Source organism: Acinetobacter sp. TUM15071, assembly GCF_008980925.1.
Taxonomy (GTDB): domain Bacteria; phylum Pseudomonadota; class Gammaproteobacteria; order Pseudomonadales; family Moraxellaceae; genus Acinetobacter; species Acinetobacter dispersus.
This window is the reverse complement of the sequence record NZ_BKGB01000002.1, coordinates 109,781-131,122: the sequence shown is the minus strand read 5'-3', so window position 1 is coordinate 131,122 and position 21,342 is coordinate 109,781. Positions and strand designations below refer to the sequence as shown.

Below are 21,342 nucleotides of genomic sequence, written 5' to 3'. Positions count from 1 at the left end.
TCTAAATATAAAATATTGACTAATCGAATAAAACTTATTCAATTACGCGAGGTACGAGGTATAAACCTGCTTCTGTAGCAGGTGCGACCGCTTGATATTCATCACGATGGTTGCTTTCAGTCACAACGTCAGCGCGTAAGGGTTGCGGGTTGTCAAATGGGCTCTTTAAAGGCTCAACATCATCGGTATTAATGCCTTTCAAGCTTTCCATCATGCCAAGGATTTTATTTAAACTTTGAGCATATTCAGCAGATTGCGTGTCATTGAGAGATAAACGTGCAAGGTGTGCAATTTGCGAGACCGTTTGCGCATTTAAGTCAGTTGTCTGCTGAGCATCTGATGATGTAGACATAACTTTACCTAATTCAGTATTAAAAAATTTCAAAATATCGTGCGTTATAATAAGCGATTGACTTGTTCAAATCATCACATTTAGTTAAAGTTGCCACCTTGTATTCACACAAAGTTTAATTGAGAACGCCCCCGTGATTCTAAAACGACTAATTGGCTTGTTTTCGCCGGATTTAGCCATTGATTTAGGTACTGCAAATACACTTATTTATGCACCAGGCCGTGGCATTATATTAAATGAACCAACTGTTGTGGCAATTCGTCACAGTGGTTCACAAAAAATTGTTGCCGCTGTAGGTATTGATGCTAAACAAATGTTAGGCCGTACACCAGCGAATATTTCAGCAATTCGTCCGATGAAAGACGGTGTGATTGCTGATTTCGAAGTCACTGAGACCATGTTGAATCAGTTCATTGGCAAAGTGCATGAAAAGCGTTTATTCCCGCCAGCACCGCGTGTTGTGGTCTGTGTACCTTGTAAATCGACATTGGTTGAGCGTCGTGCGATTCGCGAGGCTGTATTTAATGCAGGTGCGCGTGATGTACGTTTAATCGAAGAGCCAATGGCTGCTGCGATTGGTGCGGGTATGCCTGTTGAGCAAGCATGTGGTTCGATGGTTGTCGATGTTGGTGGTGGTACCACTGAAATTGCAATCATTTCATTACAAGGTTGTGTCTACGCTGATTCTTTACGTATCGGTGGTGATGTATTTGATGAGCAAATCATCAATTATGTGCGTAAAGCACACGGTTGTGTGATCGGGGAAACGACAGCCGAAGTCATTAAAAAAGAAGTGGGTATGGCTGTTGCTGATGGCAAGACCCTAGAGATCGAAGTTCGCGGTCGTAACTTGGCTGAGGGTGTACCTCGCGCGATTACGGTGACTTCTGATGAAATTACGCAGGCCATTTCTGATCCGTTACAAAGCATTGTGAGTGCTGTTAAATCTGCACTAGAGCAAACGCCTCCTGAATTATCTTCGGATATTGCAGAGCGCGGTATTGTGTTGACAGGTGGTGGTGCATTATTGCGTAACCTGGATAAATTGCTTGCGCAAGAAACAGGTTTGCCTGTAATTGTTGCAGATGATCCTTTAACTTGTGTCACTCGTGGTGGCGGTAAAGTATTAGAGTTCTTTGACAATCCAAACCACGACATGCTTTTCGTTGGTTAAATCATAAGGACTAGGCGGTGCAACCGAATCTTTTTTCAAGACAACCGCCATCTTTTCGCTCATTTGTCATTGCGGTGATTACATGTTTGGTGGTGCTTTTCTTTGATTGGCGCATGCCTTATGTAATTCAACCTGCAAGGGATGTCTTGTACGCCGCGTATAATCCAATTTATGCGCTGGCAAGCTATCCTGTACTGTCGCGAGAATGGCTTAACCAACAAACCAAATCTGAAGCGCAATTGCGTCGTGAAAACACCGCAATGCAAGCTGAACTGCTACAAGCACAAGTCCGCCTCCAAAAACTGTCAGAACTCTCTGCGGAAAATAACCGCTTAAGAGGGCTTTTGGATACGCCATTGATTATTGATGGACGTATGCAAATTGCGGAAGTGATTGGAACGGATGCAGACCCGTTACGGCATATTATTATCGTGAACCGTGGTTCAGTTGATCATCTCAGCGTTGGACAAACAGTTCTAGACGATAAAGGGATTATGGGGCAGATCATTAATGTCTATCCACATAGTGCCCGTATCATGTTGCTGTCTGATAAGGAGCATTCATTGTCTGTACGTTTAGAACGTACTGGTATGCGTGCGATCATTTCGGGTACTGGCGATTTGGGTCAACTCAAAATGGAATATGTACCAACCAGTGCCAATATTCAGGTTGGGGACAAAGTCTTTAGTTCAGGTTTAGGCGAACATTTCCCAGCAGGTTATTTAGTGGGGACTGTGTCTAAAGTCAGTCGTCATACTTCGGGTGAGTTTGCTGAAATTGATGTTACACCCGCTGCTCAACTTGCCAGTGGTCATCATGTGGTGGTGCTGTTCTCTGAATCCTTAGCGCAGGAGCAACCGTATGCCGATCGCTAAGCTCAATTATGAGAAACGCAAAGATCCGTTATGGATGATTATCCTATCCATCGTGATTGGTTCTGTATTGATGGTTTATCCAATGGCCTATGAGGCCTCGGGTTGGCGACCATCCATCATGTTGATGATTATGCTGTTCTGGATTCTCTATCAGCCTGTATGGTGTGGTGTCTGGTTTGCTTTTGGTATGGGGCTTTTTGCAGACCTGCTGCTTGATGCGCCGTTCGGTTTAAATGCGCTGAGTTTTGTGCTGATCAGTTTTGGTATTCGCTATTTAATTCGTGAACGACGTATTCTCACGTTTGGGAATTCGTGGGTCATCGCGGTGATTGCGATTGTTGCACATATTACTTTTTTATGGATAAGCCAGACCATTGCTGGTACACATTTTTCGATTGCGCGCCATTGGCAGCCTGTTGTGACAAGTGTACTGGTATGGCCATTGGTTTATTATTGCTTACATAAATGGCGCATATAATTCTCGCATCAAGCTCGCCTCGTCGGCAGGAGCTACTACAGCAACTAGGCTTGGATTTTGAAATCTATAGTCCAGATGTCGATGAGACGGTGCATGATGGAGAAAGTGTCGAGCATTATGTTGAGCGCTTGGCGCGAGAGAAGGCACAAGTTGTTTTAAATAAATATACTGACGCAATTGTGATTGCGGCAGATACCAGTTTAAGTTTTGCTGGGCAGATCATTGGTAAGCCAGCGTCAAAGCAACATGCTTTTTCCATCTGGTCGATGCTTTCTGGGCAATGGCATGATGTCTATTCCGGAATTTGTGTCGCAAGTTCGGCTCAGATATTAAGTACAGTGGTGAGAACGCAAGTTGAGTTACAGCAACTCAGTCATGCGGAAATGGAAAAATATTGGGCAACGGGCGAACCGATTGGTAAAGCAGGTGCCTATGCGATACAAGGAATTGCAGCACAATATATTCCACAAATTCGAGGCAGTTATAGCAATGTCGTCGGTTTGCCTTTGCATGAGATTGCACAGTTATTAGAAAGCGTTAAAACCTAAGTATTTCAATACAGGGAACGACACTTTCGGTTATAAGAATTTTTATAAAATTTTGAGTTTGTTATGGCAGAAGAGTTGCTGATTAACGTCACGCCGATGGAATGTCGTGTGGCATTGATTGAAAATGGTACGGTCAATGAATTATTCGTTGAGCGAACTGTAAAACGTGGGTTAGTGGGTAATATCTACAAGGGTAAAGTGGTTCGTGTACTGCCGGGTATGCAGGCTGCCTTTGTTGATATTGGTTTGTCTCGAACCGCTTTTTTGCATATTAACGATATGGTGTGGTCGCGTTCGCAACCGACACCAAACGTTTTTGAGCTGTTACATCCGGGGCAGATGCTCACTGTCCAAGTCATGAAAGATATGCTAGGGACCAAAGGAGCTCGTCTAAGTACCGATCTTTCGATCCCATCGCGCTATCTCGTGCTCATGCCGTATGGCAATCACATTGGTGTGTCGCAGCGAATTGAGTCTGAAGAGGAGCGCGATCGCCTACGTAGTATCATTGAACATATTCAGGCAGAACATAATTTGCCGGGCAGTGTGATTGTTCGTACTGCGGCTGAAGGCGTTGATGAAGCTGCGATTGCACAAGATATGTGTTATCTCAGTAAACTCTGGGAATTTATTCAGCGCAAACAAAAAGAAGCGGCAACTGCTGAACTGATCTTTGAAGAACTGCCTTTACCGCAACGTATTATTAGAGATTTAGCCAGTGATGAAACGGCGAAGATCTATGTCGATTCACGCGAGATCCATGGCAAGCTCAGTGAGTTTGTTGAGGAGTTTGTTCCCACGATTCAAAGTCGTCTAATTCATTATCCGGGTGAAAAGCCACTTTTCGATTTGTATAACGTCGAAGAGGATATTCAAAAAGCATTGCAGACCCGTGTCGCACTCAAGTCTGGCGGCTATCTGATGATTGATCAGACCGAAGCGATGACTACGATTGATGTCAATACAGGCTCATATGTTGGCGGCCGTAGCTTAGAAGACACAGTATTTAAAACCAATATGGAAGCAACTCAAGTGATCGCAAGACAACTACGTCTGCGTAATTTGGGTGGTATTCTGATTATTGATTTTATCGACATGCAAGAAGCTGAGCATCGTGAAGAAGTAATGCGTCAGTTTGAAAGAATGCTGGAACGCGATCATGCGAAAACTAAAATTACCCAAGTTTCAGAGCTGGGTTTAGTTGAAATGACACGTAAACGGACTCGTGAATCATTGGAGCATTTGCTTTGTGAATCATGTCCAACCTGCCAAGGGCGGGGCTATGTGAAGACAGCAGAGACAGTATGTTACGAAATATTTCGAGAGATCATGCGTTATGCGCGTGCATTTGATTCCAAGGGTGGCTTTACTGTCGTTGCGCATCCAGCCGTGATAGATCGGCTATTAACAGCAGAAGCCCCAGCTGTCGCGGATCTAGAACATTTTGTGAATCGTGTGATCAAATTCCAAGTGGAAAATCTATATACGCAAGAGCAATACGATATCATTTTGACCTAAAGTTGTAACAAGATTTCGCTTAATCCTTGTTACAACTGAAATTTTACTTTCTATCATGAATTTTAAATACTAGGAACATAGAATGAGCCATAGGTACTTTTCGGTGCCTTAGCAAATAATATGAGGTATCTAATTATGAATGTAAGTGAAAGATTAGTAAGTCACGGTTTTAAGCATGTATTAGACAGTAATCCTGTAAACACATGTTATATGGTAGATAGCCAAGGTAAAGAAGTTCCAATTACCACGGCAATGATTCGTTCAGCCTGCCATCAGCTTTTACAGCGTTGTCGCACAATTAAAAAATAAGGGGCTAACGAAAGCCCCTTAATTTTTTCTCTACAATTAATTCGCAACTTTCTGTTGTGGCAAGTTTTGAATGGCTTGTTCAAAATGTTGAATTTCTTCTTCTAAATGTGTCAGTAGGTTTTGCATTTTAGGCAAAGCATTACGACATGCAATCAAGCCGACTTCCAGTTTATCTAAATAACTGGTCATGGTGATATTCAGTGCCTGACCATCCATCACAATTGATGCAGGGTAGAGCGCATCTAGTTTGGCACCATTCCAGTAGAGTGGTTCACGCGGACCGGGTACGTTTGAGATGACAAGGTTAAATGCCTGACGTTTAGGTAGCATGCCTGATGCAATGTTTAAACCAGCTGGACCATACACAACCGCACTATAATTTAAAATTTCATTGGCAGTCATACGGCTAAAACGCTGTTTTGAGTTCTGTACGCTACGACGAATGATTTCTAGACGTTCAATTGGATCTTCAATATGGGTCGCAAGATTTGCCAAAATCATGGTAATACGGTTGCTGACATCAGAATCGTCAGTACGTAAAGATGCAGGAACCATTGCAATTAAAGGTTTCTTTGGCAAGCTGTTATGACTGATCAGATATTCACGTAAAGCACCTGAACATACCGCTAGAATCACGTCATTGAGCGTTACACCCAAAGATTTGGCAATACGACGGAAACGACCGAGTTCAAAAGATTGCGCAGCAAATCGACGTGAAGAGCTAACACGCTGGTTTAGAATTGAAGGCGGTGCCTGAAACGTTGATACATAATCAGGATTTTTACCAATCTCTTTAAAGATGGTTTGTGACAGTTCATGCATGACCTTAGGAGCAACCTCAAGCTGAGATTTAATCCCTTCCATCACGCCTTTAATTTTACTCACCGTTGGTGGTTTTGGTGCTTTCAAACGTTTGGTTCGTTTTCCTTCCACACACCATAATGGTACCACATGCTTTTCATTTGGATCTTGAGAGAGTGATTTTTCAATCAGACGCATACCTGCCACGCCATCCACCATTGCATGGTGAATTTTGAAGTACATGGCAAAACGGTTGCCTTCAATGCCTTCAATAATGTCACAGGTCCAAAGTGGCTTGGCACGATCAATTAAAGAGCTATGCTGTTGTGAAATATACACCAGCAGTTCACGGATACGCCCTGGATTTGGTAGCGCAATATGGCGGAAATGATGGTCTAGATCAAACTCACTGTCTTCTCCCCAAAACAAACCATTCAACTGATTGTTAAATGGTGGAACAGGGATACTTTTTGATTGGCGAATTTCATTGACTAGATCGTGCACAAACGTCGGTGAAGCATTCTCTGGAAGCTCGAATAAAAACAATCCACCTACATGCATAGGTTGTTGCCTTTTCTCTAGCGAGAGAAAGATAAAATCAATTGGGTGTAGTGGGCGCATAGCTGACCTAGCCTCTCATCGCATTTTTTCTAAGATACTCTCATGGAGCTCTTATTAGAATTATTGGAACCGTTCTGCGCAGTATATACTGTTTGTTCTGGTTAAAATATGACTTTAGACAAGCGAGTCATAAAAAACAAAACCACTGACGAATCAGTGGTTTTGTTTTAATGGAAAGGGGGATTTAGTGGTTTAGATGCAAACCGCATTCGCGATGCTCTTCACCTTTTGTCGGATCAAAATAATCTTCATTATCAGGTAAATTATGTTTTTGCATATATTCCCACAGGTCTTTTGAAGTCCATTTTAATAATGGTGCAACCTTGATAAGACCATCTGGATTAATGCTCACTGGGTCCATTTCTGCGCGGACAGCTGTGTCAGTTGCACGTAATGCCGTAAACCAAACTTTGGGTGCAGTTTCTCGTAATGCACGCTCAAAAGGTTCTAATTTTACTTCAGCAGTAAAAGCTTCATGCTTTGGATCATCCAATGCTGGAACAGTGCCTTCCAGTGCTTCGCGATGTGCACGTGAGCGTTTTGGCAAATAAGTCAGAAGATTTAGATTCAAAAGTTTTGTAATCTCATCAACATACTTATAGGTTGTTTCGGTGTTGTAGCCATTATCCATCCATACCACTTGGATATCAGGTTTGACACGGGTCAACATATGTAAAATGACAGCTTCAAATGGACGAAAATTAGTTGTCACAATAGCTTTTTCATTTAAGCTCAATGCCCATTCAACTAGTTTTTCAGCATCATTGCCAAATTCTGTATTGATTTGATCCAAGTTTAAAGTCATAACGCGTTGCCTTTTATGATCATCGGTCTTTATCGTATACACGACACACTACGCCATATAGTAATGCAATTATGTCGAGTCGGATATGTCCACCAAGCAAATTCTTATTCAAAAAATCTATGGTTAGACCATGAAAAAAGAGCGATTCTTGAACAGCTCTCCATGTTAAACTAGCGCAATTTTTAACACATAGGATAGTTGGATAAGCATGGAAATCGTATGCCTAGATCTTGAAGGGGTTTTAGTTCCAGAAATTTGGATCAACTTTGCAAAAAAAACAGGGATTAAAGAACTTGAAGCAACTACACGTGATATTCCAGATTACGATGTGTTGATGACTCAACGTCTGAATATCTTGAAACAGCATGGTTTAGGTTTAAATGATATTCAAGCTGTGATTGCTGATATGGGGCCTTTCGAAGGGGCAAAAGAGTTCGTGGAATGGGTACGTACTCATTTTCAATTGATTATTTTATCTGATACTTTTTATGAGTTTGCGCATCCATTGATGAAGCAATTGGGATGGCCAACGATTTTCTGTCACAAGCTTGAAACTGACGAAAATGGCATGATCACCGCATATAAGTTGCGTCAACCTGATCAAAAGCGTCAAGCGGTAAAAGCATTACACGGTTTAAACTTCCGCGTCATTGCGGCAGGTGATTCTTATAATGATACGACTATGCTAGGTGAAGCTGATCATGGCTTCTTGTTTGATGCGCCTGCAAATGTGATTGCTGAGTTTCCACAATTCCCACCATTACATGGTTATGAAGCGTTAAAACAGGCGATTCGTTCTGTATCACAACGTGATATTCCAGAATAATGAATTCTCCTCAGCTTTCTTTTAAGTATGTTGGGGAAAATTGAAAAATAAAAGGCGCTAAATAGCGCCTTTTATTTTGGGTCGATAGTTAGAATTTATAACCAATCTTTAAACCATATGCGATTGCATCGTTATTTTCAAATTCAGCTACATAGCCTGGTGTATTGAATTGAGAACCTGATTGCGCTTTCGCATCGCCAAGCCAGAAGTATTTCACACCACCCGCAATAAAGGTCGCAGGCGTCGGGCTATATTGAACGCCGACACCGACATTCCAGTAACCTTCAGTTGGACCTAATGTCGTCACAGGATTACCTGCGCCAGAGTCCCAACCGACTGATACATTACCAGCCCATTGATCATTAATTTTACGACCAACACCTGCAGTCACTGAATATTGATCTTCGGTATAGGCTACCAGATCAAAACCGTCTTTTTTACCTGTTGAAGCAACGATTGGAGGGAGAGTCGAAGCTGCACCAAATTTATATGGACGAATGGCAAAGTCTTTCCAATTCACCCAACGTAAATTCGCAAAGGCAACCGTGTTTTCCATAATCCCTGTTTGGAAATCAAGATTAACCGATTGAGGGGTGGTGATTTCAGTGGTGCCTTCTGAATGATTAATTTTATTTAAAATTGCATCAAAACCCGCATTGCCTGTCATGCCTGCTACACCATGCGTTTCATAGGCATTCATTTCATGCTTGATCTTGGCACGATAAGTTAATGAAGCCTTGAGTGCAATTTCAGGAATTTGATAGGCAACACCAGCTAACCAACCTACAGCTTCATCTTTACCAGTTTTAAAATCATAACCACTATAGGCACTATAGCTTTGGCCACGTAATAACACGGTGCTGTCTAAGGTTTGATAAACCGCACCAGCATACAGGTTCCAGTTTTGATTTGGTTGGTAACCAAATAGCAGGTTTAAGTTTTCAGTATCAACTGTAACGGATGTACCACCTTTAAAGGGAACAGGGCGACTTTCAATAAAGTTACTTTTGCCCGTATATTCTGCATCTGCTCCATAAGGCTGGTCATAAATAAGACCAATCGAGAATTTATCCGTTGCTTGAATTTTTAGGGCCGCATTTGGCGAGTAGTAATGATTCGCCATATTCCCAGTATTGTTTTGAGATATGTCCTTACCTGATACATTTGGATCAAGAACTGTAATACCCGCTTCAAAATAATTGTTTGGCTGTAAAAAAGCTGCAATTGATTGACCTGAGCGATCCAGTGCTGCGGCAAATGTTGTCGTTGTTGGTACTAAGCTAAGTAGTAGAGCCGTTTGAATAGCATTCAGCTTCATTAATATGTTCTCTCAAATCACTTTGTAACAGAATGGCGCGGAAAGTAACATAATTTTTATTCGCTTAAATATTTTACAAATGTCAATAAATGAACTGGCAAGGTCACGAAAAATAGTTGAGCATTCAAGTTTTATCTTGGTGGTTCTTAGGTTTCAAATGATTGTTAGATATTGATCTATTATTTTGATTTTATTTATTAAAGCACAATAAAAAAGGTCATCCTAAGATGACCTTTCTTTTATAAACTCTAATTAGAATTTATAACCAATTTTTAAACCATATGCGATTGCTTTGTTATCTTCAAACTCAGCAACATAGTCATTACCGCCTGCTTGAGCACCAGTTTGCGCTTTAGCATCGCCTAACCAGAAGTACTTCACGCCACCAGCAATAAATGTTGCAGGAGTAGGGCTATATTGAAGACCTACACCCACGTTCCAATAACCTTCTGTTGGACCAAGTGTAGTTACAGGATTACCTGCGCCAGAATCCCAACCTACAGAAACGTTACCCGCCCATTGCTCGCTGAGCTTACGGCCAACACCTGCGTTTACAGACCATTGGTCATCAGAGTATTCAACTAAGTTAAAGCCATTTGGACGACCAACTAAGCCACCGACAGCTTCTGAAACTTTGCCAAACTTATATGGACGAATAGAGAAGTCTTTCCAGTTTACCCAGCGTACATTTGCAAATGCAACGGTGTTCGCCATGATACCTGTTTGGAAATCTAAGTTAACCGATTGAGGGGTGGTAATTTTTGTTTGACCTTCTAACTGATTCGCAGCAACTGCTTTACCAATTGTTTGCTGAATAGCACCAGCTTGGGCAGCAGTTAATTGACCAGCTTGAACCAATTGTGTAATTGCACCACCTAACATTGCTGAATTTGCGCCAATTGCATCAGCAAGAGCAATTGTCTCATTTGCATTGATTTTATGGTCGATTTCCGAGCGATAAGTAATAGATGCTTTAAGTGCAATTTCAGGAATTTGGAAAGCAGCACCTGCTAACCAACCAGCAGCACCATCCTCTGGAATAGATGCATCGTAACCGTTATATACGCTGTATGCTGAGCCTCGTAATTGAACATTCCCTTTAATAGTCTGATAAACACCACCACCATAGAAATTAAAGTTTTCAGTTGGTTGGAAGCCGAAAATCATCGAGATGTTTTGGCTATCAACTTCAACAGATGTTCCACCTTGAGTCCCACCTAGGGCACCAGTTGTAATTGGTAGGCTACCAAGAATAGGATCTGAAGGGCTTGCTACAAATACGTTATTGCCTGTGTATTGCGCATCAGCACCAAATGGTTGGTCATAAAGAAGACCGAAAGAGAATTTATCTGTGAGTTGAAGTTTTAATGCAGCACTTGGGAAATAATAATCATCGCCCATATCACTAATGTTACGAGTAGTTTTTGATGTACCTGCCTCTTTCCCTTTAACAGTTGGGTCTAGAACCGAAATACCCGCTTCAAAATAATTACCCGGCTGTAAAAAAGCAGAAATAGATTGACCTGAACGGTCTAACGCGGCTGCAAAAACTCCAGTTGCAGGTAGCGTTGCTAAGATCATGGCAGTGCTAAGATGTTTTAATTTCATTGTAATCTTTCCTTGAACTTCAAGATTCTTAAGTGTTAAGAAGCTATGATCTGACAACAAAAAAGTTATCTATCGTGATTGGCTATAACTTCATGTAACAAAAATACCATAATTAAAATAAGAGTAAATGTTCTAAATGAACTAAGCAGTACGAAGGATTGGATGAAAACGGACAAAAATAAATCTTAAAAAATTTATATACATATGTGTTTTTATTTGTAAAATAATGATAAATATAAATTATTATTTTAAAATAATAATCATTATTTTTTGCATTTTTCAGAAAAAGTTTTTTCATACGGTCAAAGATTTTTTGTAAAAACTAGGATTTATTTCTCCATATTTACTTTTTAGGTATCTTTTTTAAGCACTTTAAATTTCATTCAAATAATTTACGTAAAATTTACGTCTTCAGGTTCTTTCAATATAGAGAATTTACGTCCCCAATTTCCATACTAAAGCTGACCTATTTTTAAATGGCATTTGCTATGTGGGAATTTATTTCTGTATTTATCCTTTCCTTGCTGTTGGCTTATCCGCTCGGTGCTTATCTTGCTGATGTAATGCAGGCAAAGCCGATGAAAAGTGACCGATTCTTTAAATGGATTGAGCAACCAATTTATGCTGTTCTAAATGTGAAGCAGCACGGTATGCACTGGCGACAATATCTTGCTGCTTTTATCTTTAGCAATATTTTACTGCTTGCTGCAAGTGTCACAATCTTGATGACACAGGCATGGCTGCCGCTGAATCCTGACCATATTCCAAATATGAATTGGGATCTGGCATTGCATACCACCATTTCATTTCTAACCAATACTAATCAGCAGCATTATTCAGGACAGGCTCAACTGTCTTATTTATCGCAAATGACGGTGATTGTAGGTCTGCAATATTTATCGCCTATTATTGGCTTGGCATTGCTGGTAGCGATGTTAAGAGCCTTATTCCTACAATCTGGCAGGGAGGACGGTGCGGATAAGAAAGACTGGAATACAGTTAATTTGGGTAATTACTGGATGGATATCATCCGACCATTATTTAGATTCTTTATTCCATTAGGTCTTATTTTTTCTTTGCTACTGACCTTTCAAGGTGTCCCTGCAACACTTTCAGCAGGTCCAACAGCGCAGATCTTAGAACAAAGCGCTGAGGTACAAACACAGCATATTCCGCTCGGTCCTGTTGCACCCATGGTCGCGATTAAACAATTGGGGAGTAACGGTGGCGGTTGGTATGGCCCAAACAGTAGTGTGCCTTTAGAAAATCCAACACCTTTATCCAATGTAATTGAGATGATCGCGATCTTACTGATCCCGTTGTCAGTGGTGTTTATGGTTGGGCATTTTATTCAACGTAAGAAATTGATGTGGATGATTTTTGGTAGCATGTTGTTGATGTCATTGCTTTCAACTTCACTGACCTTCTGGACTGAAAAATCATCCTTGACTCCGAATCTTGCATTAATGGAAGGGAAAGAGCTTCGTTTCGGTGCGGATGCATCTGCATTATGGGGAAGTTTGACCACACAAGTGAATAACGGCTCGGTCAACATGATGCATGACTCTGCCTCACCACTGACGGGATTGGTTGAACTGTGCAATATGTTGATCAATGCCATTTGGGGCGGGATTGGTTGTGGTTTATTGCAGTTCTTTATTTATCTGTTTTTAGCGGTCTTTATTGCAGGTCTGATGACAGGACGTACTCCTGAATTGTTTGGCCGAAAAATTGAAGTGACTGAAATTAAGTTGTTAGCGTTGGTGATTTTATTACAGCCTGTGGTGATTCTTGGTTTGACTGCCATCGCAATCGCTTTCCCATCCATTACAGGGAATTCAAATCCAGCTTTCCATGGCATCAGCCAAGTGTTTTATGAGTATGTCTCTGCTTACGCCAACAATGGTTCTGGTTTTGAAGGTTTAGGTGATAACACCCTATGGTGGAATCTCAGTGCCAGTGTGGCTTTATTGGCAGGGCGTTATAGCGTGTTGATTATTCCAGTCTTGATTGCAGTCAGTTTAGCAACCAAAGCTCAAGCAGCCGAAAGCAAAGGTTCTTTACATATTGAATCACCGACATTTGCACTGACCTTAATCGGGATCGTGTTGATTCTGACCTTATTACAATTCATGCCAGTGTTGGTGATCGGGCCAATTGCTGACTACTTGTCTATAAAAGTTTAAGTGGGGAGCAAACACAATGAAACATTCAAATGCGACACAACAGATGGATATTTTGAATAAAGAAATTATTCAACAAACCTTTCATAAACTGTTGCCACAGTATGCTTTTAAAAACCCAGTGATGGCATGTGTCTGGGTGGGAACAATCTTAACCATTGTCGCAACCGTGATGGGCAGTGCTAGCTTAGGTTTTGGTCTGCTCTTGAGTCTGATCTTATTGGTGACGGTATTATTTGCTAATTATGCAGAAGCAGTTGCAGAAGCCAAAGGTCGAGGACAAGCTGCATCATTGCGTCAGGCACGTGAAAACTTAACCGCAAATCGTATCCTTGATTTAAATGCGGTACCGAATACGATTTCTGCAAATTTACTTAAAAAAGATGATCTCGTCGTTGTTAAAGCAGGTGAGATAGTTCCTGCGGATGGTGAAATTATTCAAGGCTTTGCGACCATCAATGAATCAGCTGTTACGGGTGAGTCTGCGCCTGTATTGCGTGAAGCCAACACCGATCGCTCAGGCGTGATTGGTGGGACTAAAGTTTTGTCAGATGAAATTATTATTCGGGTCAGTAATGAGGCTGGTCATAGTTTCTTAGACCGTATGATTGCCTTGGTTGAAGGTGCAAACCGCCAAAAAACACCAAATGAGATCGCGTTGAGTATTTTGCTCAATATCATGACCATTACCTTTATTGTGGTGGTGGCAACCTTACCTTTTATTGGTTCAATGGTGGGGATCAAAATTAGTATCGTATTGCTGATTGCTCTATTGGTATGTTTGATTCCAACCACAATTGGAGGCTTGCTGCCTGCGATTGGTATTGCGGGGATGAACCGTGCTTTAAAAGCCAACGTCTTAGCCAAATCAGGGAAAGCCGTGGAAGTTGCGGGTGATATTGATGTGTTGCTGTTGGATAAGACCGGCACGATTACCTATGGTGATCGTCAAGCCACAGCTTTTTATCCTTTGGCTGGTGTGAGCCCTAGTGAGTTACGCCAAGCAGCCATGCTGACCTCTTTTGCTGACCCAACCCCTGAAGGTAAATCCGTGGTGAGTCTTGGCAAAGAGTTGGGTGAAAGTATTAAAGAACCAGCTAGTGCGGAGTTTATTCAGTTTAGTGCATCGACACGTTTATCTGGGGTGGACTTGGGCACAGGGCAAAAGATTCGTAAAGGTGCAGTGGATGCCATTCTTAAATTCACCCATCAAGATATTAAGGATAACGTTGAGCTTAAGACTCGTGTCGAACAAGTGGCATCAAAAGGTGCAACACCACTCGTAGTGGCTTCGAATCACAGCATTTTAGGGGTGATTGAGCTCTCGGATGTGATCAAGTCTGGGATTAAGGAACGCTTTGCACTGTTACGTGAGATGGGTATAAAAACCATTATGGTCACAGGGGATAATCCGCTGACTGCAGCGGCTATCGCGGCTGAAGCTGGGGTGGATGATTATATTGCTGAAGCAAGACCTGAAGATAAATTGGCCTGTATCCGTAAAGAGCAAGCCGCTGGTAAATTGGTGGCAATGGTCGGTGACGGAACCAATGATGCACCAGCTCTGGCACAGGCTGATATCGGCTTGGCCATGAATTCAGGCACCCAAGCAGCCAAGGAAGCCGGCAACATGGTGGACTTGGACTCCGATCCAACCAAACTGCTAGATGTGGTGGAAATTGGGAAGCAGCAATTGATTACCCGTGGCGCCTTAACCACCTTTTCTCTGGCAAATGATGTCTCCAAATACTTTGTGATTTTACCTGCATTGTTTGCAGTAGCAATTCCGCAACTTGGGGTGTTGAATATTCTGCAACTCAGTAGTCCAAGCAGTGCAGTAATTTCAGCCTTGATTTTTAATGCGTTGATTATTCCGATGCTGATTCCATTGGCATTAAGAGGTGTGCAATTCAAACCCGCCAGTGCATTGCAATTGCTACGCCGTAATATGCTGATTTACGGTGTAGGTGGTGTGATCTTTCCGTTTATTGCGATCAAGTTAATTGACCTTGTTGTGTCATTGTGGATTTAGGAGTGAGTGATGAATACTTTATTGAATCAGCAGAATTTAAAATTATCCAATCCAGTACATTCGCTCTTACGTCCAAGCCTTGGTTTGATCTTGGTGGGGTTCCTTGTCGCAGGTGTTTTATATTCGGCTGTGAGTGTATCGATTGCCCAGTTAATTTTTCCGAAGCAGGCCAATGGTAGCTTAATCGAACTTGATGGCAGAATTGTTGGTTCAAGTTTGGTGGGGCAAAATTTTGTTGGTGAACAATATTTTCATGGTCGCCCCAGTGGGGTAAGTTATAGTGTTGATGGGATGGCAGGCAGTAATTTGGCGGTTTCTAATCCTGACTTACAAAAACAAATTAAGGAAAGAACAGTGCAATTTGCCCAGAATAATCATATTTCAGAACAGCAGGTACCGAACGATATGGTTACGGCATCAGGCAGTGGGATTGATCCTGATATTTCACCTGAGAGTGCATTATTACAAGTGAAACGGGTGGCGCAACAACGTCATTTATCAGAGCAGCAATTGCAAGATTTAGTGCAACAACAGATTCAGCATGCGCAGTTTGGTTTATATGGGCAAGCACGAGTCAATGTACTGCAGTTGAATCTAGCCTTAGATCAATTGTCATCTACACCTCATTGATAGAGCCTCGTTTATGCAGATCGACCGTAATCACAAAGCAGATGCATGGCTGGCTCATAGCCAGCGTGAGCAGTCTGGACGTTTGACCATTTTCTTGGGCGCAGCACCGGGGGTTGGTAAAACCTATGCCATGCTGACTCGAGCACATGAATTGATGCAGCAAGGGCAGCATGTAATGGTTGGGATCGTAGAAACCCACGGTCGATCTGATACCGAGCGTTTGATTCAGGGGCTTAATGTTATTCCTAGAAAGATGGTGGAATATCAAGAGCGAATGCTGGAAGAGATGGATCTTGATCAAATCCTCAAATTAAAGCCTGAAATCGTGTTGGTGGATGAACTCGCACATCGCAATGTACCCAATAGCCGACATGAATTTCGCTGGCAAGATGTGAATGAATTATTGGATGCAGGCATTGATGTCTATAGCACTTTAAACATTCAGCATCTAGAAAGTCTGAATGATGTGGTCTATCAAATCACGGGCATTCGGGTCAGTGAAACGGTTCCTGATGCGTTATTAAAACGTTTGAAAGATATTCGTTTGGTTGATTTGCCTGTTCCTGAATTATTAGAGCGCATGAATCATGGCAAAATTTATTTGGCCGATGTTGCACCTCATGCACTGCAAGGTTTTTTTAAACCTGCACATTTAACAGCTTTACGTGATTTGGCGATTCAAACCGTTGCAGGGCAAGTTGAAATTGATTATCGGGAAAAGTTTGTTGCACAAGGACAGATCATCCCGATCCAGAATCATGTGATGTTGGCGATTGATGGTTCGGAGTTTTCGGAAGATTTAGTGCGTCGGGCACATCGTATTGCGGAAAGACGCAATGCAATCTGGAGTGTGATTTCGATTCAAAAGAGCCAAAATTCGAATACACAAGTTTTTGCAGTGACCAAAGCATTCAACTTGGCACGTAAGCTAGGGGCTGATACTTATTTGTTACATAGTAATCATATTGCATCGACCATTTTACAAGCAGCCTATGATTATGGTGCGTCCAATATTTTACTCGGTAAAAGTCCTAAAAAATCATTATGGCAACGCCTGTTCTCCGATCATATTGCGGATCAACTATTAGAAAAACAGCATCCCTTTGAGATCACATTTGTTCAACCTTTGAAAGCTAAAAATAATAATGAAGCTAAAATAAAGACAGATAATGTCCGTTCTTCTTGGTTAGAACAAGGCTTGGCATTTAATCCACGTGAGATGATCGAAAGTATTTTGATTGTTCTATTGGGATTGGTTGCGGCAACTGTGAGTGATCACTTTATTGGTTATAGTGAATTGGCTTTAATCTTTGTGGTCACCGTACTTATTGTGGCGATGCGAGCAAGGATGTTCATCACCATTATCAGTGTCCTGATTTGCTTCTTGCTGTATAACTATTTCTTTATTGAACCACGATTTACGCTTCGCATCAGTGCTGAACGAGGGGTGATGACCATCATCATCTTTATCATTTCAGCATTATTGGTGGGTCGTTTAGCCAATCAATTACGTGCTCAGGTACTGAGTTTACGTGCCGCAAATTCTGTTTCCCTACAAATGCAAGAATTAGAACGGAAACTATCCAGCTGTGTCGATATTGAACAAGTTCTGAATATCGCCAAGCAACATTTAGAAAGCTCTTTAAATGCAGCTGTTTGGCTACGGATCGGAACACAAGAGTTAGGTGATCACTCTTTATTCAATGAAAAAGATCAGATCGCAGCAAATTGGACCCAGAAGAATGCTAAGCCTTGTGGACGTTTTACCAATACATTAACGCAATCCGAATGGTGGTTTAATCCGCTGAATTTGGTGGGGGACTATGGTGTCATTGCCATTCGATTTAATCAAAATACAGACAGCATTAGTTTTGAACAACAACGCCTTGCAGAATTGATGATTGATGATATTGCTCAAACCTCTTCGCGGGTGCAGTTGTCTTTACAGTTGGAAAACTCCCGTGTAGTTGCTGAAACTGAAAAGTTACGCTCTGCATTATTGTCGTCAGTTTCGCATGACTTACGCTCACCATTGGCGGCAATGATTGGTTCTGCAGATAGTCTGAAATACTATGGCGAGCAAATGTCAGAGGAAGACCGACATGAATTGTTAGATACCATTCATGTCGAAGGTGAACGGTTGGATCGTTATATTCAAAATTTACTGGATATGACCCGACTCGGTCATCAAGGTTTGAGTGTCAGTCGCGACTGGATTGGTGTCGAAGAGCTGATTGGTTCTGCGACGCAACGCCTGAAGCGTTATCAACCCAAGGTCAATATTGATGTCACAATGACAGATGACTTGCCGCAATTGCATGTGCATCCTGCGTTGATTGAGCAAGCGATATTTAACGTGCTAGAAAATGCAGCCAAGTTTTCACCAGATGATATCCCGATTGAAGTACATATCCAACAGGATGAAGGTTATCTTCAAATTGATATTATCGACCAAGGTGTTGGCATTCCCGAAGAGGAGCGAGAGCAAATCTTTGATATGTTCTATACCATGCAACGTGGTGATCGGGGTAAAACAGGAACGGGATTAGGCCTCGCCATTGTCAAAGCCATTATCGGTGCACATATGGGTAGTATTGAAGCTTTGGCCGGTACATATGGTCAGGGCACCTTAATTAGAATACGATTACCACTGCATCAGGATTAAAATTATTATTTATGCCGCAAACATTAAATTCTCAAGCATCGATTCTGATTATTGATGATGAGCCACAAATTCGAAAATTTCTGGATATCGCTTTACGTGCACAAGGTTATCAGGTGCATGTCGCGGAAAATGGTATGAAGGGTCTGGAGACTTTGGCGACACGTGGTGCTGATTTATTGATTTTAGATCTGGGCCTGCCGGATATGGATGGGCAAGAAGTTTTGATTGAGTTACGACAGTGGTCTGCGATTCCTGTGATTGTATTATCTGCGCGCCCTGATGAAAATCAAAAAATAAGATTATTGGATGCTGGAGCGAATGACTATGTCACCAAGCCGTTTAGTATTCAAGAACTCTGTGCGCGTATTCGGGTGATGTTTCGGAATATGCCACAACAGTTGGAGCATAATTTAGTCTTCAATGATGGGCAGCTTTGTATCGATGTAGCTGAACATACTGCTAAATTGCTAGGTGAAGAAATTGCCCTAACTAAAAAAGAGTTTCAATTGCTGGCTTTATTGATTCGTCATCAGGGCAAGATCGTGACGCAAAAACAAATTATGACCGAGTTATGGGGCATTACCCATGAAGAAGATACCCATTATCTTCGGATCTTGGTGAAAAAGCTTAGAACAAAAATCGGCGATTCTGCAGTAACACCGAGGTATATTTTTACCATTGCAGGCGTAGGGTTACGCTTTGGTGAATAATTATGATTAATCCGATCTAATTGGTTGGATTATAAAAACATTTATTAAAGAATTGATGTGCTATTAAAGAGTAGAGTGTTAGCTAGTTCACGGTTTTTAAGCTATAATTTTCACGTTTTTAATCTTTATTTTGATAGAGCGACAATGAAAAAATTATTAGCAGTTACAGTATTCAGTTCTTTAGGTCTAATGGCCTGTTCAACAACAGAAACATCAAAATCAATTCAAAGTCCTCAAGTGACGGCAGCAGTTCAACAGATTAAATATAATGGGGTGAAAGTACCTGTTTCGATTGGTAAGTTTGATAACCGTTCAAGTTATATGAGAGGCATCTTCTCTGATAATGTTGATCGTCTTGGTGGACAAGCAAAAACCATTTTAGAAACACATCTGCAGCAAACGGGTTATTTCTCTGTTTTAAATCGCGATAATTTGTCTGAACTCAAACAAGAAGTTGGTTATAGCAATACTGCCCAAACCATTAAAGGTGCACGTTATGTGATCACTGGTGATGTGTCTGAATTTGGTCGCAAAGAAGTGGGTGATCAGCAGTTATTCGGTATTTTAGGTCGCGGTAAACAACAAATTGCTTATGCCAAAGTGAACTTGAATATTGTGGATGTAAAAACCTCAGAGATTGTACATTCAGTACAAGGCGCGGGGGAATATGCATTGAGCGCACGTGAAGTACTCGGTTTTGGTTCTACCGCATCTTATGATTCGACTTTAAATGGTAAGGTTTTAGACTTGGCTGTACGTGAAGCAGTGAATAACTTAGTGACTGATATTCAGAATAATCGTTGGACTGCGCAATAAGGCTGGACCTCTGTAAAATGAAAAAAATTCTGTTCACCAGTCTAATCACGATCGGCTTGGTTGGCTGTGCTGCGGGGCCTCAACCTTTATATAGTTGGGGTTCTTATACACAACAGACCTATCTGATGTATAACCAGCCAGAAAAAGCTACACCGAGTGCACAAATCATTAAGTTAGAAGCGGAAATTGAAAAAGCCAAAGCGAAGAATCTGGCCGTTCCACCAGGCTTATATGCACATCTAGGATTGTTATCTTTACAAGTGAATAATGCGCAAAAAGCAGTTGAATATTTTCAATTGGAACGAAAAGTCTATCCTGAATCTACGGTATTGATGGATCGGTTGTTGCGGAAAATGAATGCCAATGTGGGATCGATGCAGCCATGATTAAGACCTTCTTAGTTACAACTCTTCTGCTGACGGGTTTGGTATTGGCGGGCTGTGCTTCATCTCCATCGGTAAATAAGGATATGACGGTTTATAAACAGCATATGCCGAAATCTATTTTGGTATTACCGCCTGTCAATGATTCTCCTGATGTAAAGGCAACTTATAGCTATTGGCCGACAGTCGTTATGCCTGTTGCTGAAGCGGGTTATTATGTTTTTCCAATTTCTGTTGTGGATTCGATGTTTAAAGAGAACGGCGTGACCAACGGTCATGATGCACAAAGCATATCACCGCAGAAATTACAGGAAATCTTTGGTGCTGATGCTGCACTTTATATTCGAATTAAAGAATATGGTTCTCAGTATCAAGTTATTCAAAGTGTTGCTACAGTCAGTGTGGATGCGAAACTGGTTGATTTAAAAACCAACGAGACGCTTTGGACTGGTGAGAAGAAAGCTGTTCAATCGAGTAATAATAGTAACAACGATTTACTTACTTCTTTAGTTGGCGCATTGGTTGAACAAATCGCGGGGAGTGTAAATGATCGTGCTTATCCTTTGGCAACGATTGTAAATACCCAACTCTTTACCCCGACACAGCATACCCCTGGTTTGGGCTTGCTCTATGGACCTCGTTCTCCTAAATACCAACAAGATGGTGTTGTGAAGTAATCCATATTTCATC

The 21,342-nt window shown here is 41.6% G+C and carries 20 protein-coding genes; 15 read left to right on the top strand and 5 right to left on the bottom strand.

All coding sequences use genetic code 11. The annotated features are described in order from the left end of the window. Window positions 1-34: 34 nt before the first annotated feature. On the bottom strand, window positions 35-352 hold the full coding sequence (gatC, locus tag GBI66_RS02645) for an Asp-tRNA(Asn)/Glu-tRNA(Gln) amidotransferase subunit GatC (protein ID WP_004652310.1): 318 nt from the start codon (window positions 350-352) through the stop codon (window positions 35-37). Between the two features lie 133 nt (window positions 353-485). Between gatC and GBI66_RS02640 the strand changes: the two genes are divergently transcribed. The 6 genes from GBI66_RS02640 to GBI66_RS02615 all read left to right on the top strand — a co-directional run bounded on the left by GBI66_RS02640 (window position 486) and on the right by GBI66_RS02615 (window position 5,254). Beyond that, complete coding sequence (locus tag GBI66_RS02640; RefSeq protein WP_004652309.1) at window positions 486-1,526, top strand: rod shape-determining protein; 1,041 nt, start codon at window positions 486-488, stop codon at window positions 1,524-1,526. 17 nt (window positions 1,527-1,543) lie between these two features. Next, window positions 1,544-2,401, top strand: coding sequence for a rod shape-determining protein MreC (gene mreC / locus GBI66_RS02635; RefSeq protein ID WP_005192771.1), 858 nt, complete (start codon window positions 1,544-1,546; stop codon window positions 2,399-2,401). Then, window positions 2,388-2,879, top strand: coding sequence for a rod shape-determining protein MreD (gene mreD / locus GBI66_RS02630; protein ID WP_005208649.1), 492 nt, complete (start codon window positions 2,388-2,390; stop codon window positions 2,877-2,879). Before mreC ends, mreD begins: the two co-directional genes overlap by 14 nt. Next, window positions 2,867-3,427, top strand: coding sequence for a Maf-like protein (locus GBI66_RS02625; protein WP_005192769.1), 561 nt, complete (start codon window positions 2,867-2,869; stop codon window positions 3,425-3,427). The genes mreD and GBI66_RS02625 overlap by 13 nt, the downstream gene beginning before the upstream one ends. A 63-nt stretch (window positions 3,428-3,490) precedes the next feature. After that, on the top strand, window positions 3,491-4,945 hold the full coding sequence (gene rng / locus GBI66_RS02620; RefSeq protein WP_005192768.1) for a ribonuclease G: 1,455 nt from the start codon (window positions 3,491-3,493) through the stop codon (window positions 4,943-4,945). A gap of 135 nt (window positions 4,946-5,080) precedes the next feature. Continuing rightward, window positions 5,081-5,254 carry a PA1571 family protein gene (locus GBI66_RS02615; protein WP_005150146.1) on the top strand — a complete coding sequence of 58 codons (174 nt, stop codon included), beginning with the start codon at window positions 5,081-5,083 and terminating at the stop codon, window positions 5,252-5,254. A gap of 36 nt (window positions 5,255-5,290) precedes the next feature. On the opposite strand, the gene GBI66_RS02610 is transcribed toward GBI66_RS02615, so the two are convergent. After that, on the bottom strand, window positions 5,291-6,676 hold the full coding sequence (locus GBI66_RS02610; RefSeq protein WP_005192767.1) for a wax ester/triacylglycerol synthase family O-acyltransferase: 1,386 nt from the start codon (window positions 6,674-6,676) through the stop codon (window positions 5,291-5,293). A 184-nt stretch (window positions 6,677-6,860) separates the two neighbouring features. After that, window positions 6,861-7,481 (bottom strand): phosphoadenosine phosphosulfate reductase family protein, encoded by a 621-nt coding sequence (locus GBI66_RS02605; RefSeq protein ID WP_005192766.1) that lies wholly within the window; start codon window positions 7,479-7,481, stop codon window positions 6,861-6,863. 208 nt (window positions 7,482-7,689) lie between these two features. Between GBI66_RS02605 and thrH the strand changes: the two genes are divergently transcribed. Next, complete coding sequence (gene thrH, locus GBI66_RS02600; RefSeq protein WP_004652299.1) at window positions 7,690-8,307, top strand: bifunctional phosphoserine phosphatase/homoserine phosphotransferase ThrH; 618 nt, start codon at window positions 7,690-7,692, stop codon at window positions 8,305-8,307. A gap of 88 nt (window positions 8,308-8,395) precedes the next feature. Here thrH and GBI66_RS02595 read toward each other — a convergent pair whose 3' ends face one another. Then, window positions 8,396-9,625 (bottom strand): OmpP1/FadL family transporter, encoded by a 1,230-nt coding sequence (locus GBI66_RS02595; protein WP_151715073.1) that lies wholly within the window; start codon window positions 9,623-9,625, stop codon window positions 8,396-8,398. A gap of 252 nt (window positions 9,626-9,877) precedes the next feature. Continuing rightward, a complete protein-coding gene (locus GBI66_RS02590) occupies window positions 9,878-11,233 on the bottom strand; it encodes an outer membrane protein transport protein (protein WP_151715072.1) in 1,356 nt (451 codons plus the stop codon). Window positions 11,234-11,721: 488 nt separating this feature from the next. On the opposite strand from GBI66_RS02590, the gene kdpA reads away from it, so the two are divergent. The 8 genes from kdpA to GBI66_RS02550 all read left to right on the top strand — a co-directional run bounded on the left by kdpA (window position 11,722) and on the right by GBI66_RS02550 (window position 21,329). Beyond that, window positions 11,722-13,419 carry a potassium-transporting ATPase subunit KdpA gene (kdpA, locus tag GBI66_RS02585; RefSeq protein WP_151715071.1) on the top strand — a complete coding sequence of 566 codons (1,698 nt, stop codon included), beginning with the start codon at window positions 11,722-11,724 and terminating at the stop codon, window positions 13,417-13,419. 16 nt (window positions 13,420-13,435) lie between these two features. Continuing rightward, window positions 13,436-15,448 carry a potassium-transporting ATPase subunit KdpB gene (gene kdpB / locus GBI66_RS02580; protein ID WP_151715070.1) on the top strand — a complete coding sequence of 671 codons (2,013 nt, stop codon included), beginning with the start codon at window positions 13,436-13,438 and terminating at the stop codon, window positions 15,446-15,448. 9 nt (window positions 15,449-15,457) lie between these two features. After that, window positions 15,458-16,078, top strand: a complete 621-nt coding sequence (kdpC, locus tag GBI66_RS02575; RefSeq protein ID WP_151715069.1) for a potassium-transporting ATPase subunit KdpC — start codon at window positions 15,458-15,460, stop codon at window positions 16,076-16,078. Between the two features lie 13 nt (window positions 16,079-16,091). After that, the gene (locus tag GBI66_RS02570; RefSeq protein ID WP_151715068.1) at window positions 16,092-18,743 is read left to right on the top strand and encodes a sensor histidine kinase KdpD; all 2,652 of its coding nucleotides are present in this window, start codon (window positions 16,092-16,094) and stop codon (window positions 18,741-18,743) included. An 11-nt stretch (window positions 18,744-18,754) separates the two neighbouring features. Further along, the gene (locus GBI66_RS02565; RefSeq protein WP_005192749.1) at window positions 18,755-19,453 is read left to right on the top strand and encodes a response regulator; all 699 of its coding nucleotides are present in this window, start codon (window positions 18,755-18,757) and stop codon (window positions 19,451-19,453) included. A 144-nt stretch (window positions 19,454-19,597) separates the two neighbouring features. Then, window positions 19,598-20,269: a CsgG/HfaB family protein gene (locus GBI66_RS02560; RefSeq protein ID WP_005192746.1), complete on the top strand. Its 672-nt coding sequence runs from the start codon at window positions 19,598-19,600 to the stop codon at window positions 20,267-20,269. A 17-nt stretch (window positions 20,270-20,286) separates the two neighbouring features. Further along, window positions 20,287-20,655, top strand: a complete 369-nt coding sequence (locus GBI66_RS02555) for a DUF4810 domain-containing protein (RefSeq protein ID WP_151715067.1) — start codon at window positions 20,287-20,289, stop codon at window positions 20,653-20,655. Continuing rightward, window positions 20,652-21,329, top strand: a complete 678-nt coding sequence (locus GBI66_RS02550; RefSeq protein WP_151715066.1) for a GNA1162 family protein — start codon at window positions 20,652-20,654, stop codon at window positions 21,327-21,329. The genes GBI66_RS02555 and GBI66_RS02550 overlap by 4 nt, the downstream gene beginning before the upstream one ends. Window positions 21,330-21,342: the final 13 nt, after the last annotated feature.